This window comes from Clostridium sp. YIM B02551, from assembly GCF_022324735.1.
GTDB classification, from domain to species: Bacteria; Bacillota; Clostridia; order Clostridiales; family Clostridiaceae; genus Clostridium_T; species Clostridium_T paridis.
This window is the reverse complement of record NZ_JAKGTF010000005.1, coordinates 130,037-146,289: the sequence shown is the minus strand read 5'-3', so window position 1 is coordinate 146,289 and position 16,253 is coordinate 130,037. Positions and strand designations below refer to the sequence as shown.

The 16,253-nt window shown below is 30.6% G+C and carries 15 protein-coding genes; 14 read left to right on the top strand and 1 reads right to left on the bottom strand.

Annotation, left to right across the window (positions count from 1 at the left end; translation table 11 throughout):
• Positions 1–4 precede the first annotated feature (4 nt).
• From L1S47_RS07785 to uvrB, 11 genes are all read left to right on the top strand, one after another.
• A complete protein-coding gene (locus L1S47_RS07785) occupies positions 5–238 on the top strand; it encodes a hypothetical protein (protein WP_202766918.1) in 234 nt (77 codons plus the stop codon).
• A 7-nt stretch (positions 239–245) separates the two neighbouring features.
• The gene (locus tag L1S47_RS07780; protein WP_274228687.1) at positions 246–599 is read left to right on the top strand and encodes a type II toxin-antitoxin system PemK/MazF family toxin; all 354 of its coding nucleotides are present in this window, start codon (positions 246–248) and stop codon (positions 597–599) included.
• A 433-nt stretch (positions 600–1,032) separates the two neighbouring features.
• Positions 1,033–1,857, top strand: coding sequence for a transketolase (locus tag L1S47_RS07775; RefSeq protein WP_202766919.1), 825 nt, complete (start codon positions 1,033–1,035; stop codon positions 1,855–1,857).
• The gene (locus tag L1S47_RS07770) at positions 1,857–2,801 is read left to right on the top strand and encodes a transketolase family protein (protein ID WP_238883024.1); all 945 of its coding nucleotides are present in this window, start codon (positions 1,857–1,859) and stop codon (positions 2,799–2,801) included. Before L1S47_RS07775 ends, L1S47_RS07770 begins: the two co-directional genes overlap by 1 nt.
• Before the next feature lie 182 nt (positions 2,802–2,983).
• The gene (locus L1S47_RS07765) at positions 2,984–3,832 is read left to right on the top strand and encodes a YitT family protein (protein WP_202766921.1); all 849 of its coding nucleotides are present in this window, start codon (positions 2,984–2,986) and stop codon (positions 3,830–3,832) included.
• A 25-nt stretch (positions 3,833–3,857) separates the two neighbouring features.
• The gene (locus L1S47_RS07760) at positions 3,858–4,703 is read left to right on the top strand and encodes a YitT family protein (RefSeq protein WP_238883022.1); all 846 of its coding nucleotides are present in this window, start codon (positions 3,858–3,860) and stop codon (positions 4,701–4,703) included.
• Positions 4,704–5,026: 323 nt separating this feature from the next.
• Complete coding sequence (gene ftsE, locus L1S47_RS07755) at positions 5,027–5,716, top strand: cell division ATP-binding protein FtsE (RefSeq protein ID WP_202766923.1); 690 nt, start codon at positions 5,027–5,029, stop codon at positions 5,714–5,716.
• Complete coding sequence (gene ftsX, locus L1S47_RS07750) at positions 5,703–6,593, top strand: permease-like cell division protein FtsX (protein WP_238883020.1); 891 nt, start codon at positions 5,703–5,705, stop codon at positions 6,591–6,593. Before ftsE ends, ftsX begins: the two co-directional genes overlap by 14 nt.
• A gap of 101 nt (positions 6,594–6,694) precedes the next feature.
• Complete coding sequence (locus L1S47_RS07745; RefSeq protein ID WP_238883018.1) at positions 6,695–7,951, top strand: S41 family peptidase; 1,257 nt, start codon at positions 6,695–6,697, stop codon at positions 7,949–7,951.
• Positions 7,952–7,965: 14 nt separating this feature from the next.
• On the top strand, positions 7,966–9,234 hold the full coding sequence (locus L1S47_RS07740) for a site-2 protease family protein (protein ID WP_238883016.1): 1,269 nt from the start codon (positions 7,966–7,968) through the stop codon (positions 9,232–9,234).
• 190 nt (positions 9,235–9,424) lie between these two features.
• Positions 9,425–11,398, top strand: coding sequence for an excinuclease ABC subunit UvrB (gene uvrB / locus L1S47_RS07735; RefSeq protein ID WP_238883014.1), 1,974 nt, complete (start codon positions 9,425–9,427; stop codon positions 11,396–11,398).
• A gap of 59 nt (positions 11,399–11,457) precedes the next feature.
• On the opposite strand, the gene L1S47_RS07730 is transcribed toward uvrB, so the two are convergent.
• A complete protein-coding gene (locus tag L1S47_RS07730; RefSeq protein ID WP_238883012.1) occupies positions 11,458–12,468 on the bottom strand; it encodes an acyltransferase family protein in 1,011 nt (336 codons plus the stop codon).
• A 313-nt stretch (positions 12,469–12,781) separates the two neighbouring features.
• Between L1S47_RS07730 and L1S47_RS07725 the strand changes: the two genes are divergently transcribed.
• The 3 genes from L1S47_RS07725 (at position 12,782) to L1S47_RS07715 (ending at position 16,180) form a co-directional block, all read left to right on the top strand.
• Positions 12,782–13,621, top strand: coding sequence for a MurR/RpiR family transcriptional regulator (locus L1S47_RS07725; protein WP_238883010.1), 840 nt, complete (start codon positions 12,782–12,784; stop codon positions 13,619–13,621).
• Between the two features lie 149 nt (positions 13,622–13,770).
• Complete coding sequence (gene murQ / locus L1S47_RS07720; protein ID WP_238883008.1) at positions 13,771–14,679, top strand: N-acetylmuramic acid 6-phosphate etherase; 909 nt, start codon at positions 13,771–13,773, stop codon at positions 14,677–14,679.
• 73 nt (positions 14,680–14,752) lie between these two features.
• Positions 14,753–16,180 carry a PTS transporter subunit EIIC gene (locus L1S47_RS07715; RefSeq protein WP_238883006.1) on the top strand — a complete coding sequence of 476 codons (1,428 nt, stop codon included), beginning with the start codon at positions 14,753–14,755 and terminating at the stop codon, positions 16,178–16,180.
• Positions 16,181–16,253: the final 73 nt, after the last annotated feature.

Here is a 16,253-nt window from a genome sequence, read left to right as displayed (position 1 = left end):
GGTTATGTCTCTATCAAAGAAAAATTTAAATTTATCCGTAAATATTGAAAAAAACTGTAAATATACAGATGGTAATCTAATATTATATATTGAAGGCAAAGAAATGATTTATTCAGAAGCAGAGCTTTCAAAAGGCTATGGTGAAATGGCCGAAATTAATTTAGAACTAGCCGAGACTTGTATTAGAGGTTCACTAGAAGAAACCGATTATTACGAGAATTGGTTATGCGGAGTGTGATAGACATATGACCACAATGGTAGTAAAAAGAGGAGATGTGTTTTATGCCGACTTAAGTCCTGTTATAGGTTCAGAACAAGGTGGTATAAGGCCAGTTATAATTATACAAAATGACATTGGGAATAAGTATAGTCCTACAGTTATTGTAGCAGCTATTACTTCTCAAATTAATAAAGCTAAGTTACCTACTCATGTAGAAATTTCTTCAGAAGAATATGGCTTAAATAGAGATTCAGTTGTTTTACTTGAACAATTACGAACCTTAGATAAGAGAAGATTAAAAGAAAAGATAGGGCATATGACAGATTCTGATATGGACAAGGTTAGCAAGGCATTAGTAATAAGTTTAGGGCTTATTTAGAAGATTATAATAAAAATTAAACAATATACAATGAAAAACTCAGTTTAGGCTGAGTTTTTTTGCTATTTAAGAATTTATAGCATTTTGAGCTTGAGGATTTTTTATCTAAAGGGAGAAAAATTTAATCTACATATATTAATATACTTGAGGAAAAATTATATATATAGCTACATAAAGTTTTAATATGATAAAAAAATCCTTTTTTCTATAATATAAAGATACATTATTTGTTTTTTTAGATACTCAGAAGCAATGATAAGGTGTGTGTTTGGATTATAGTATTTTTAAATAGTATAGCACATATAAATAAAAGGTATAAAAAACATAGCACATATACACTAATATTATGTACAAAGAAAAAATTGTATGATATAATGACTTAGGAAAAAAGGTAATCTTTATTAAGTTAATTTTTTTAATCAGGAGGGCAAAAATGAGTAATAAAATATCAGAATTACAGAGTATAGCCAAAGAAATAAGAAAAGATATAGTAACTATGTTAACAGAATCAGCATCAGGACATCCAGGTGGTTCACTATCAGCAACAGATATAGTTACAACATTATTTTTTAACGAAATGAATATAAGTCCGGAAAATCCAAATAATCCAGATAGAGATAGATTTGTATTATCAAAAGGTCATGCAGCGCCAGTTTTATATTCTGCGTTAGCAAGAAAAGGATATTTACCAGTTGAAGAATTAAAAACATTAAGAAAGATTGGTTCAAGACTTCAAGGTCATCCTAATATGAATGACTTACCAGGAATAGATATGTCAACTGGATCACTTGGTCAAGGAATATCAGCTGCTGTTGGAATGGCTATAGCTGGAAAACTTGATAATAAAAATTATAGAGTATTTGCACTTTTAGGAGATGGAGAATTAGAAGAAGGACAAGTGTGGGAAGCAGCTATGAGTGCAGCTCATTACAGATTAGATAACTTAACTATATTTATAGATTACAACGGATTACAAATAGATGGAGATGTACATCAAGTAATGAATCCAGCTCCAATTGATAAAAAATATGAAGCATTTGGTTGGAAAACAATAATAATCGATGGACATAACTATGAAGAAATATTAGCAGCTATTGAAACTGCTAAAAAAACAAAAGGAGCACCTACTGCAATTATATGTAAAACAGTTAAAGGTAAGGGTGTTTCATTTATGGAGAACGAGGCAGCATGGCATGGAACAGCTCCAAGTGTTGAACAATGTGAAAAAGCATTAAAAGAAATTGGAGGAGAAAAATAATGAGTAAGAAAATTGCTACTAGAGAAGCTTATGGAAAAACATTAGCAGAGATAGGACAAAATAATAAAAATATAGTTGTATTAGATGCTGACCTTTCAAAATCTACAAAAACAGCAGATTTCCAAAAAGTTTGTGCAGATAGATTTATAAATATGGGAATTGCAGAAGGAAATATGATGTCTGTAGCAGCTGGAATATCAACTTGTGGCAAAATTCCTTTTGTAAGTACATTTGCAATGTTTGCAGCAGGAAGAGCTTTCGAACAAATAAGAAATTCAATATGTTATCCTAGATTAAATGTTAAAGTATGTGCTACTCATGCAGGATTAACTGTTGGAGAGGATGGAGCATCTCACCAAGCAATTGAAGATCTAGCATTAATGAGAAGTATTCCAGGAATGACAGTTATTTGCCCTAGTGATGCAGTAGAAACTGATGCTGCAATAAAGGCAATTGCAGAGTTTAATGGACCTTGTTATGTTAGATTAGGAAGAGCAGCAGTAAATATAATAAATGATAATGCAGATTATAAATTCCAAATAGGAAAAGGTGTGACATTAAAGGACGGAAAAGACGTTACACTTGTTGCAACAGGAATAATGGTTGATGTAGTACTTGAAGCAAGAGAGATTTTAGAAGCAGAAGGCATTAGTACAAGAGTAATTAATATTCATACATTAAAGCCAATAGATAATGAATTATTAGTAAAAGCAGCAAAAGAAACAGGAGCAATAGTTTCAGCTGAAGAACATAATATAATCGGAGGTTTAGGTTCAGCTATATCTGAAGTAATCTCAGAAGAAGTTCCAGTTCCAGTAATTAAAGTTGGAGTTAAAGATACTTTTGGAGAAAGCGGAAAACCAGACGAATTATTAAAGGCTTATGGATTAACAGCTGAAGAAGTAGTAAAAGCAGCTAAAAAGGCATTAAGTTTAAAAAAATAAATTGGATTATATAGAAATAAGCAGTATAGCATGTAAATTTTGCTATACTGTTTTCAATTTTTAAGCTAAAATATTAAATGCTGGATATTTTTTAGTTATATCGTATTTATAAAAAGCTAAAAGAGTAAAATAATAAATAGAATAAGTATAAATTACAAACACTACTGCCATAGGAGGTTATTATGAATAAAAATATATTAAAAGACTATTTTTTAATTACAGTAGGTATACTATTAGTTGTTTTTTCGCTAGAGTATTTTTTTATCCCAAATGATATTGCAGCTGGAGGAGTAACAGGTATAGCAATAGTTCTTACTAAATATGTGACTTGGCTAAAAACAGGTACTGTAGTATTCATATTAAATCTTATATTATTTGCAGTAGCATTTTTATTAATTGGTGGTAACTTTGGAGCTAAAACAATATACGCCAGTTTTGGGTTATCGTTTATTATGTGGGTAGTAGAAAGGTTTTTAAAGCCTACAGCATTAACAACAGACTTAATGTTAGCAGCTATTTTTGGAACCATAGTTACATCCTTGGGAATGGCAATGATTTTTAATGTTAATGCTTCAACTGGAGGAACTGATATAGTAGCTAAGATAATTAATAAATATATAAGCATAGATATTGGGAAGTCATTATTATCAGTAGATTTTTTAGTCACCTTAGCAGGTGCAGTAACTTTTGGAGTGAACAGAGGGCTTTATGCACTTCTATGCGTTATATTTAACGGATTAGCAATTGATAGAGTAATAGAAGGATTTAAGAGTTGTAAAGAAGTTACTATAATTAGTGATAAAAACAAAGAAATAAGCCAATTTATAATTAAAGATTTAGATAGAGGATGTACATTTATTCAAGGAAAAGGTGGCTTTTCAGGAAATGATACAGCTCTTTTATATACTGTGTTAGGTAGAAATGAATTTATTAAATTAAAGAATTATATAAAAGAAATAGATAAAGCAGCATTTATAACAGTAGGAGAAGTTCATGAAGTTTTAGGAGAAGGTTTTGGGGAGTTACAGTAAATTGTAGTAGAGGGGGCATTGCAGTTTGAAAAAATATTTTAAAGAAAACTTATTAATTACTATAGGAATATTACTTACAGCAATATCATTAGAATACTTTTTTTATCCAAACAATATAGCTGCTGGGGGGATCTCAGGTCTTGCATTAGTTCTAAACAAAATATTTGGGATATCTCCAGGACTAATACTAATAATTGCTAATATTATATTGTTTGCTTTAGCATTTATATTAATTGGGGGAAATTTTGGTGGTAAAAGTATTTATGCATCCTTTGGACTTTCACTAGTTTTATGGCTTATAGAAAAATATCTAGCGCCAACTGCAGTAACACACAATCTTGTATTAGCAACAGTAGCTGGTAGTGTTATATCATCATTAGGAATAGCTATGGTTTTTTCTCAGAATTCATCAACAGGTGGAACATCTATTATAGCTAAAATAATAAACAAATATCTTCATTTAGATATTGGAAAGTGCTTGTTAATAACTGACTTTATAATTACAATCCTTGCCATCTATACTTTTGGTGTTGATTTAGGAATGTTTGGGCTCATCAGTGTATTTCTTATTGGAAGTATGGTTGATAAGTTTATAGAAGGATTTAATGTTTGTAAGCAAGTCTTTATAATTAGCTCAAAAGGTGAAGAAATTGTAAAATATATTTTAAATGAGGTTGATAGAGGATGTACGGTGCTAGATGGAACAGGTGGATACTCCAAAGCAAATAATCAAATTATATTTACAGTGGTAAATAGACGTCAATTTATTAAGCTTAAATTCAAGATAAAAGAAATAGACCCAAGAGCATTTATAACGGTTAATGATGTTAGAGAGGTGCTAGGAGAGGGATTTACCATGCTTGAGGGCTAAAAAAAGTAGGTACATATGTAAATTGAATATTTATTTTGAACGGATCTGAATTCAAAAATGACTTTAATGAAGAAGTCGTTTGGGGGTTCAGATTTTTTATACAGTATAACAAAGTTTTGAAGTAATGGTTTTAATTTCAAACAAAATACACCAAGTTTAGTATGAACTTTTTCGTAATATTATTAAATATGACAAAAAACTTTAAAAAATTGGATTTTATAATGGATTTTAACTATGTTATAATAAAAAAGTGTTTATGTTTTTTATAGTGAAAATAATAATCATAGTAAAAAATCACACAAAAAAAATTGAGGAGTGTTTTTATGATAGAATTTAAGAATGTAAGTAAAATTTATAATAACAATGTAAAAGCCTTAGCTAAAGTTAATATAAATATAGAGACAGGAGAATTTGTATTCCTAGTTGGTCCTTCTGGGGCAGGTAAGTCAACATTTATAAAAATGCTTCTGAAAGAAATAGACCCAACAGAGGGAAAGATAACAGTAAATGGGACAGATTTATCAAATATAAAGAGAAATCAAATACCTTACTATAGAAGGAAAATGGGAATGGTATTTCAAGATTTTAGATTAATACCAACTCTTAATGTATATGAAAATGTTGCATTTGCTATGAGAGTTGTTGAGTCTTCTCCAAGAGAAATAAGAAGAAGAGTACCTATGGTACTTTCATTGGTAGGATTATCGCACAAATATAAAATGTTTCCTACTGAATTATCAGGAGGAGAACAACAAAGAGTTTCATTAGCAAGGGCCATAGTAAACAATCCAGCAGTTTTAATAGCGGATGAGCCTACTGGAAATTTAGATCCTGAAACTGCGACAGAAATAATGAATTTACTAGAGGATATAAATAGGGCAGGAACAACAGTGTTAATGGCAACACATGCTAAAGATATTGTTGATACTATGAAGAAAAGAGTTATAGCCATTGAAAAAGGGCAAATAGCTAGAGATGAAATGAGAGGTAGGTACGAAGATGAAATTAAGTAGTATTAAGTATTTTATAGTAGATGCATTTAAGAGTATAAAAAGAAATAAAACTATAAGTTTGGCTTCAATGGCAACTGTATTAATGACTTTACTAATATTTGGTGTATTCTTGTTAGCAGCACTAAATGTTGGAAAAGGTGTGCAAGATATAGAATCAAAAGTAGAAATTAAAGTATTCTTAAAAGATGACATAACTATGATGGACCAAAGAGATGTTCAAATTAAGTTGAAAGAACAAACTGGGGTTAAAGATGTAAATTATGAATCCAAGGAAGAAGCTTTAGATAAATTTAAAGATCAATTAAATGAATATAAAGATTTACTTAATGGATATAATAGTGATACAAATCCATTACCAGCATCTTTTTTAGTTACACTTGAAAAGCCTGAATATGCTAAAGATGTAGCAAATTCAGTAAGTAGTATGACTGGTGTAGAGAATATTGGAAACGACCAAGATGTTATAAATAAGATTTCTTCATTCACTAAAGCAGTAAGATGGGTAGGTGTAGTTTTATTTGTAATATTAGTAGCAGTTTCATTATTCTTAATAATTAATACTATAAAGTTAACAGTTTTCTCAAGAAGAAGAGAAATTGGTATAATGAAATTCGTAGGAGCTACAGATTGGTTTATAAGATGGCCATTTATCATTGAAGGTGTGATTATTGGATTAGTGGGAGCTATATTCTCAAACATAGTATTGTTTTTTTCATACAAGGCACTATTCTCATTATTATCTAAACAATTAATTACAGTAAGTTTAGTTAGTCCATTCTATGTTTTAAGCACTATGTCATGGGAATTTATATTAGGTGGAATTCTTATAGGTGCCTTTGGTAGTATAATTGCCCTAAGAAAGTTCTTAGTTGTATAAGATTAAAAAAATTATTAATTTTATACATATTATGCCCCATAATGAAAATATAATATAAACCTGGGTATAATTTAAATTAGGGTTATGAATGGAGGCACAAGATGGAAGATAATCATAATAATGAAAGAAGAAGTTCTAAGACTTTTAAGATCACTGCTATTGCTTTACTTATAGTTCTATTTATTGGAAGTAATGCTTTATCTTTATTCTTAGGAAATAAGATGGCATTTAGAGGTATATCACTTCCAGGAGTAGGCGGGAGTTTAGCTAAAGATTTTCAGAATATAAATGATATAGACAAATATAAGAAACTTTTTGCCATTAGAGATGAGTTATACAAAAAATACGATGGACAAATTGATGATGATAAGCTTCTTGACGGAGCCATTAAAGGTATGACAGCAGCACTAGAGGACCCATATACAGTATATATGACTAAAAAGGAAGCAAGTGACTTTATGGGAAGTATGCAAGGGAATATTTCTGGTGTTGGAATTGAATTAGATATAAAAGATGATAATCTTGTTATTGTTGCTCCGATTGAGGGTTCGCCTGCCGAGAAGGCTGGAGTTATGAAAGGTGATATAATTCTTAAAGTTGATGACAAGGATGTTACGGCAAAAGAATATGATAAAGCTAAAGCAATGATAAGAGGAGAAAAGGGAACTAAAGTTAAACTTACCTTAAGTAGAGAGGGTAAGGGAACCTTTGACTTAACAATAACTAGAGATACTATTTCAGTGAAATCTGTTAAAGGTGAAATAATTGAAAATGGAATTGCATTAGTATCTATATCCTCTTTTGATGAACATACGGATCAAGAATTTATTGACACCTTAAATTCCTTGAAGTCTAAGGGAATGAAAGGGATAATACTAGATCTTAGAGGCAATCCAGGTGGATACTTAAATACAGCAGTTAATGTAGTTTCACAATTTATTGATAAAAGCAAAGTAATAGTATCTACTAAGGATAAATATAATAATGAAGAAAAATCTGTATCTAAGGGTGGTAATTTTATCAATACTCCTTTAGTTGTACTTACAGACGAAGGAACGGCTTCAGCAGCTGAAATAGTATCAGGTGCACTTAAAGATTATAAGGCAGCAACTTTAGTTGGTACTAAAACTTTTGGGAAAGGTGTTGTACAGAGTCCAATAGAATTGAATGATGGTACTCTATTAAAAGTAACAATATCTAAATGGTATACTCCTAATGGAAACAATATTCATAAGACAGGTATCATGCCAGATATTCAAGTGGAATATCCAACAGAGTTGCAAACAAGCCCATATAATAGAAGCAAAGATCCTCAGTTTGAAAAAGCTTTGGATGTAATTAGAGAAAAACTTAAATAGGAGGATTGAAGACTATGGATCTAACTATGTATACATTGAGATCTGTAGCTTATGCAATATTTGGGCCTTATATGTTTTTTGTGCTCATATTACTCGGGGTAATGTTTTATTTTAAAAATAGAAAAGTATCATTGATGCAAAAAATGATAATAGGGGAGAGTATTAACTCTCCCCTAGAACTTACATTGTCTCAGATTGTACTTGGAATTTTTGCAGGAGCTATTGGCAGTTTAATATTAAGCTATTCAGGTGTATTATTTGGTGAAAAATCAGGAATTGAATGGGTATTTTTACTATCTATCTTATTGATGATTTATAGACCAAAGTTTGTATGCTTTTCATATAGCGGTTCAATATTAGGGATAATTAGTATTATACTTTATCAAATATATGGAGATAAAGCTCCGATAAATATAAGTATAATTAATCTTATGATTTTTGTGGGTATACTTCACATTGTTGAAGGATTACTGGTTATGTTTGATGGTAGCAGAGGTGCTATCCCAGTGTTTACTAATAAGAGTGGGAAAATATTTGGTGGATTTGCACTAAATAGATATTGGGCTTTACCTATAGCTATTTTTATGATTATTACTAGTTCCACATCTCAGTTTGGTACTGAATCTATTAATACGCCAAATTGGTGGCCGCTTTTAAATCATAATTCTACACTAGAGTTTTTGAAGAAAGCAGTAGTAGGGTTATTCCCTTTTTATGGGATGATAGGATATTCGTCTATTACTTTCACTAAGAGCAAACGAAAAAAAGCAATGATGTCAGGAATATTCATTTTATGTTATGGAATGATTCTGGTATTAGTATCTCAGCTTTGCAGGGTAGGTCTAATTGGAGAGATTATTGTGGTTATTTTTGCTCCGTTAGCACATGAAGCTATGATAAGACTTTCGAATATTATGGAAGCAAAATCAGCGCCTATGTACATAAGTGATGATCAAGGTATATGTATTCTTGAGGTTTCGCCTAGTTCTCAAGCTTCTAAGCTAGGAATAAGAAGCGGAGATAAAATTATAAAAGTCAATGAAGAATATATCCAAAGTGAACTTGATATTTACAAAATAGTAAGGGAAAGTTATTTGGATATAAAATTAAAAATAAAGAAACTGAATGGAACTTTTCAAGACTTTACAATTACGCCTGATGAAAATAGGAGAATAGGAGTAGTTTTAGTTCCAAAGATGGTAAAAGAAGAACAAGTGGTTAAATTAAATAATGATTTTCAAGAGATATTAGAAAATATAAAAAAGAAAAAAGATGATGAGTAGTTAAAACTAATAAAAGTAGTTTGTGTAGGCTTGAAGTATGTGGTATAGGGTTTTTTATAGGAAACTTAAAACCCTTTAGTATTATTTTAAGCTTACATTTTTTATTTAAGTACATCATTTTATAAGTTGACTGGCAATAATTAAAAGTATAAAATATATGTATACAAACAAATGTTCGTAGGAGGCGGTTATGGGAAAGTTTAAAATAGAATCAAAATTTAAGCCGACAGGAGACCAGCCAGAGGCTATAGATAGTATAGTTAATGCATTGAATAATGGTGATAGGGGACAGACGCTTCTTGGAGTAACTGGATCAGGAAAAACTTTTACAATGGCAAACATAATAGAAAGGGTACAGAGACCTACCCTAATATTAGCTCATAATAAGACATTAGCTGCTCAACTTTGCGGAGAGTTTAAAGAATTTTTCCCAGATAGCATAGTTGAATATTTTGTATCCTATTATGATTATTATCAGCCTGAAGCATATGTCCCACAAACTGATACTTTTATAGAAAAGGATGCTTCAATAAATGATGAAATAGATAAGCTGCGTCACTCTGCGACTTCAGCACTCTTTGAGAGAAGAGATGTTATAATTGTTGCTTCAGTTTCATGTATATACGGATTAGGAAATCCAGAGGAATATAAAACACTTACCATTTCATTAAGAACTGGAATGGAAAAGGAAAGAGATGAAATAATAAGGAAGCTTATAGAGATTCAATATGAAAGAAATGATATAGATTTTGCAAGAGGAACCTTTAGAGTAAGGGGAGATTCATTAGATATTATTCCTGCATCTTCCTCTAACAAGGGCATAAGAATAGAATTTTTTGGCGATGAGATTGACAGAATTAGAGAATTTGATGTTCTTACAGGCAAAATTTTAGGTGAGAGAAAACACGTATCTATATTCCCTGCATCCCACTTTGCTACATCATCTAGTAAGTTAGAAGTTGCATTAGGAATTATAGAACAGGAATTAGAGGAAAGATTAAAAGTACTAAATGCAGAAGGAAAGTTACTTGAAGCCCAAAGGTTAAAGCAGAGAACAAATTTTGATATAGAAATGATAAGGGAAATGGGATATTGTACAGGAATAGAAAACTATTCTAGAATTTTGGATGGAAGAGCACCTGGAACTTCACCTAAAACATTAATAGATTATTTCCCAGAGGATTATTTATTATTCATAGATGAGTCACATGTAACACTTCCTCAAGTAAGAGCAATGTATGCAGGGGATAGAAGTAGAAAAGAATCCTTGGTGGAGTATGGGTTTAGATTGCCTTGTGCTTATGATAACAGACCATTAAAATTTGAAGAGTTCGAAGAAAAAATAAATCAGGTTGTATTTGTATCGGCAACTCCTGCAGCTTATGAAATTGATCATTCAACTAATATAGCAGAACAAATAATAAGACCTACTGGATTATTAGACCCTGTAGTTGAAGTAAGACCTGTAGAAGGACAAATAGATGATCTTTATGCCCAAATTAATGAAACTATAAGTAAAGGCTTTAGAGTTCTGGTAACAACACTAACAAAGAGGATGGCTGAAGACTTAACTAAGTATATGAAGGATTTAGGCGTTAAAACTACTTATATGCATTCTGATATAGAAACGATTGAAAGAATGAAAATCATAAGAAGTTTAAGACTAGGAGAAGTGGATGTTCTCGTAGGTATTAATTTATTAAGAGAAGGGTTAGATATACCTGAAGTTGCCTTAGTGGCAATATTAGATGCTGATAAAGAAGGATTCCTCCGTTCAGAAACTTCATTAATACAAACCATAGGAAGAGCTGCAAGAAATTCTGAATCAAAGGTTATTATGTATGCAGATAGAATAACAAATTCTATGGATAAGGCATTAAAAGAAACTAATAGAAGAAGAGAAATTCAAATGAAGTACAATGAAGAACATGGAATTACTCCTCAAACTATTATTAAAGATGTTAGAGATGTTATTGAAGCAACTAAGAGTGCAGAGGAACAAGAAACTTATAGCATAGCAGCATTATCTTTAGAGGAAAGAATAGAAGATCCAAAGAAACTTATTAAAAAATATAAAGCTGAGATGGCAGAGGCAGCTAAGAATCTTCAATTTGAAAGAGCTGCTGAACTAAGAGATATGATAAAAAAATTAGAGTCAAAATAGATAAAAATGGAAGGGTTACCTTCCATTTTTTATATGCTAACTATTTTAATTAATGTATTTTAAGAATGAGAGTTGCTTAATGATAAATGTAATCCTCCTTCAGGTAAAACTCCTTTAAATAATGTTTTTGTTACACTATATTTATCAACTACATAAGTAAATAACAATGCGAAGCCTAAGCCAGCAACAGTGAAACTTATCCAGCCTAAAGAAGGAATTTTATCCAAAAGTAAATTACCAACTGGACGATGTAGATACATTATAATTAATGAGTTTTTGCCACAGTAATTAAGGAATCTTTTTAATCGACCATTATATAAATTATTACTAAATGCTAGTATAAATATTGTGAAGCATAAAGGATATATTAAATCCCATTGGATAGATTTAAAATAAGAATCCTTAATATTCATATAATAATAAATATTTTGAGTAGAATTTATGTGAAATAATATGAAACACATGATTCCGCTAATAATCATTGAGGATTTTGTAACTAAGTATTGTAGGATATTCTTAGAATAAAAACCTATGGCGTAATATGCTAATGCAATAGGAACTACGTCCATGTCTAAGGGGTACCAGTACTTCTCAGTTATATCTGTTATTTCATTTGGAATAACTTTTATTGAATATATATGAGCAGCTATGTATCCAATAGAGATTATTGCAATAACATAGGGTGTTTTAAAATGGGTTTTTAATTTTGAAAATATAAACTTACTTATTAATAAAACAGGTATAAACCAAAAAACTCCCCAGGCAGCTTTACCGCTATATATATGATTATTAAAAGATTGAATAAAGTTACTAAATGAAGCCATATCAGGAGAAATTAAAAAATCAAAGACTATATCAATAGCTGAAAAGCAAAGATATGGTATATAAAATTTCAGAAATTGAGTTTTGAAGTTAATTCCATCCCTATAAAGTAATCCGCTAATTATAAAGAATGCAGGCATGTGAAACCAATACATATATTGGGCATACTCGAAAGGGCTATGAGATAAAATTACTGTAATTATTAATATTCCTTTTGCAATGTCTAAATACTCAATTCTCTTATTCATAAAATATCCTCCTGTATTATATCTACAAAAAAGTATAATCGTTATTTGTTTCATTTCTATGTCAAAAGTTATAGTAGATAAAATTAAAATCCGAAAAAATTATCATGCTAATAATAGACAAGAACATAATAGTTTAAAGATATGAATTTTATGTGAAGAGAATATGAAAATAGAATAAGAAATATAAAGACCTTTAAAAATAGTATTAAATAAAGAAATCAGAAATATACAAAAAAGGCCATGGTATGTTAAAATGAGTTAAATATTAAACTTTTTTCAAATAACAATAATTTATAAATTCCAGGAGGAGATTATGGGATTTTATGTACGTATAAAGCAATATGCAACAGAGTTTACTCAGGCAGAACAAAAAATAAGTGATTATATATTACAGAACCCTGAAGAAGTAATTAACTTCTCAGCGCAGCAATTAGCCGAAAGAACAGAAACATCTGCGGCCTCTGTAGTAAGGTTTTCTAGAAAACTTGGTTTTGGTGGCTTTGGAGAGCTTAAAATAGAAATTGCGAAAACAATTACTAATAACTATGATGATAATTTTGATGCGATTATATCTTCAGAGGATTCAATTATAGATATCACTGATAAATTAGTTAATAAAGCTGTTACATCAATAAAGGAAACCCAAGGATTGATAAATTTCAAGGATTTAGAAGAGGCTATAGAGATTATACGTAAAGCTGAAAACGTATATCTATTTGGAGTAGGAGCATCTTCATTAGTAGCTATGGACTTTATGTATAAGCTTGCAAGAATAAATAAAAGAGTGGTTTATTTTATGGATAGCCATTTGCAATTAGCATCATCAGTTCATATTACAGAGAAAGATGTTGCTATCGGAATATCTTATGGAGGAAAAACAAAGGAAGTAAACGAAAGTATATCCATAGCTATTGAAAAAGGAGCAAAAGTTATAGCAATTACTAGCTGCAATAAAAATCCTCTTTCAAGTATGAGTGATATATCATTAAAGGTACCTAATGCTGAGAAACAAATTCGTTTTGGTGCAATATCTTCGAGGGTGGCCCAGCTTATAATAACAGATACATTATTTTTAGGGGTCGCAATTGATAATCTAGATAAAGTTGAAAATAGTCTTCTAGAAACTCGAAAAGCAGTTGAAAAATTGAAATAATATTTCAAAAGCATCTTCAGAAATTAAACTGAAGGTGCTTTCTTTTTTACATAACGTAAAATAAAATTTCAAAAATAAATAAAAATACTTGAAATAATATTTCAATAGTATATAATTATAAATGTAAACAGTAAACGGGGGTGAAAAAAATGAGTGATATTAACTTAGAAATACTTGTAACAGAAAAAAGAAATGAAAATACTAAGAAAATAGATTCAGTAACAACATTAGAAATGCTTAAATTAATTAACGATGAAGATAAAACAGTCCCATTAGCAGTAGAAAAGGAATTAAATAAAATTTCAGATGCAGTTGATTTAATCTCCAGTAAGGTTAAGGAAGGCGGACGTTTTATTTACTGTGGTGCAGGAACTTCAGGACGCTTAGGAGTTTTAGATGCTTCAGAATGTTTACCAACCTATGGGGTCGGTGATGGCGTAATATTAGCACTAATTGCAGGTGGAAGAGATGCAATGTTTAAGGCTAAAGAGGGAGCCGAAGATTCTAAGGAACTTTGTGTAAAGGATTTAAAAGATATTGAACTTACAGATAAAGATGTTTTAGTAGGAATTGCAGCATCAGGGAGAACTCCATATGTAATTGGAGGATTAGAATATGCAGGAAGCATAGGTGCTAGCACTATTTCAATTTCTTGCAATCCTAATTCACCAATGGCAAAGATATCTGATATTTCAATAGCACCAGTGGTAGGTCCAGAAGTTGTAACTGGGTCAACTAGAATGAAGGCTGGTACAGCCCAAAAACTAGTATTAAATATGATATCAACAGGAGTAATGATTAAGATGGGAAAAGTTTATGGAAATCTTATGGTTGATGTAAACCCATCTAATGAAAAGCTAGTAGAACGTGCAAAAAGAATAGTAATGCAAGCCACTGAAGTTGGTAGAGAAAAAGCTGAGGAAGTACTTCAAGAAACTAACTATAATGTTAAGCTTTCAATTATGATGATTATTTCGAACTTAGAAAAAGAAAAAGCAGAAGAGCTATTATTACTAAATTCAGGCTACATAGCTAAAGCAATAGAATCATTAAATTAAAAAAAGGTTTTTGAATATAAGCAAGATTTATATTCAAAAACTTCAAAAACAATTAAAGAGGGGAGTGTAAAAAATGACAAATTTAGAACTTGCAATGGAGATTCTAAAGAAAATAAACGGAAGTGGGAATGTAGATAGTTATGCAAATTGTATGACCAGATTAAGAATTAAAGTTAAGAACCTTGAAAAGGTGGATTTTGATGGGTTGAAAAAAATTGATGGTGTTCTTGGAGTTATACAAAATGAAACTGTTCAAGTCGTAATTGGCCCAGGAAAAGTTAAAAAGGTAGCAGATGAATTTGGAAAACTAGTTGAAATGAAAGGTGGCACAGTGGAGGAATCATCTGATGTGAAACATGCTGCATTAAATGAAAACCTTGCCAAGGAAACTAAAGATAAATATAAGAAAAAGCAAAATACAAAGGTGCATGAAATATTAAAAATAGTAGGAAATATATTTGTTCCATTAATTCCAGGATTCGTTTCATCAGGATTAATTTTAGGTATTTCAAATGTTATAGCAAATATGGCTACAGCAGGAGTAATAGATAAAGGTGTTATTAATGCATCTTGGTTTATATTATTAAAAACTATTGGAGGACTATTATTTGGAGCTTTAGGAGTATTTACTGGTATAAATGCAGCTAAAGAATTTGGTGGAACTGGTGTAATTGGAGGTATTGCTGGTCTACTTATATATTCACCTGCATTAACTCAATTAAAAACCTTTAGTATATTCGGATTCAACTTACAAATTGCTACAGGTTTAGGCGGAGTATTAGGAGTTATTCTTGCAGCTTATATATTTAGTGTAATAGAAAAGTACTTAAGAAAGTATATACCAGATTCACTAGATTTAATGATAACACCATTAGTTACTATATTAGTAGGATCATTTATAACAATCGCAATTATTATGCCTTTATCAGGATTTATTATGAATGCTATTACTTGGTTCCTTGTAGATTTCTGCTTATATAAATTAGGTGCTCTTGGAGGATATATTTTAAGTGCAACTTTCTTACCACTTGTAACTGTTGGACTACATCAAGGATTAACTCCAGTTCATTTACAACTTATTGAAAAAGATGGATTTACAACATTACTTCCAGTATTAGCAATGGCAGGTGCTGGCCAAGTTGGTACAGCTATAGCTATCTATGTAAAAACTAAAGATAAGTCATTAAAGAATAGAATAGCAAGTGCTCTTCCAGTTGGATTTTTAGGTATTGGAGAACCATTAATATATGGAGTTTCTCTACCTCTTGGAAGACCATTTATATCAGCATGTATAGGTGCAGGCTTTGGTGGAGCTTGGTGTGCAATATATAAGCTAGGAGCTATAGCAGTTGGACCTTCTGGACTAGCGTTAATTCCTCTTGTTGCACAAAATAAATATTTAGCATATTTTATAGGTCTTTTGATCTCTTATGTAGCAGGTTTTATAATAACTTACTTCTGGGGATTTAAAGAAGAGATGGTTGAAAGATTATATGACTAATTAATAAAATGTAAGGATGAATGGAATTTAACTATTCATCCTTATAAATTTATAGTTAAGATTTCAGAAATAG

Bases quoted from the DNA above. Each gene is read 5' to 3' on its own strand.
- L1S47_RS07780 (WP_274228687.1), top strand. From the start codon at position 246: ATGACCACAATGGTAGTAAAAAGAGGAGATGTGTTTTATGCCGACTTA.
- ftsX (WP_238883020.1), top strand. From the start codon at position 5,703: ATGAAATTAAGTAGTATTAAGTATTTTATAGTAGATGCATTTAAGAGT.
- L1S47_RS07740 (WP_238883016.1), top strand. From the start codon at position 7,966: ATGGATCTAACTATGTATACATTGAGATCTGTAGCTTATGCAATATTT.
- murQ (WP_238883008.1), top strand. From the start codon at position 13,771: ATGAGTGATATTAACTTAGAAATACTTGTAACAGAAAAAAGAAATGAA.
- L1S47_RS07715 (WP_238883006.1), top strand. From the start codon at position 14,753: ATGACAAATTTAGAACTTGCAATGGAGATTCTAAAGAAAATAAACGGA.
- L1S47_RS07725 (WP_238883010.1), top strand. From the start codon at position 12,782: ATGGGATTTTATGTACGTATAAAGCAATATGCAACAGAGTTTACTCAG.
- L1S47_RS07730 (WP_238883012.1), bottom strand. From the start codon at position 12,468: ATGAATAAGAGAATTGAGTATTTAGACATTGCAAAAGGAATATTAATA.
- L1S47_RS07765 (WP_202766921.1), top strand. From the start codon at position 2,984: ATGAATAAAAATATATTAAAAGACTATTTTTTAATTACAGTAGGTATA.
- L1S47_RS07775 (WP_202766919.1), top strand. From the start codon at position 1,033: ATGAGTAATAAAATATCAGAATTACAGAGTATAGCCAAAGAAATAAGA.
- uvrB (WP_238883014.1), top strand. From the start codon at position 9,425: ATGGGAAAGTTTAAAATAGAATCAAAATTTAAGCCGACAGGAGACCAG.
- ftsE (WP_202766923.1), top strand. From the start codon at position 5,027: ATGATAGAATTTAAGAATGTAAGTAAAATTTATAATAACAATGTAAAA.
- L1S47_RS07770 (WP_238883024.1), top strand. From the start codon at position 1,857: ATGAGTAAGAAAATTGCTACTAGAGAAGCTTATGGAAAAACATTAGCA.
- L1S47_RS07785 (WP_202766918.1), top strand. From the start codon at position 5: ATGTCTCTATCAAAGAAAAATTTAAATTTATCCGTAAATATTGAAAAA.
- L1S47_RS07745 (WP_238883018.1), top strand. From the start codon at position 6,695: ATGGAAGATAATCATAATAATGAAAGAAGAAGTTCTAAGACTTTTAAG.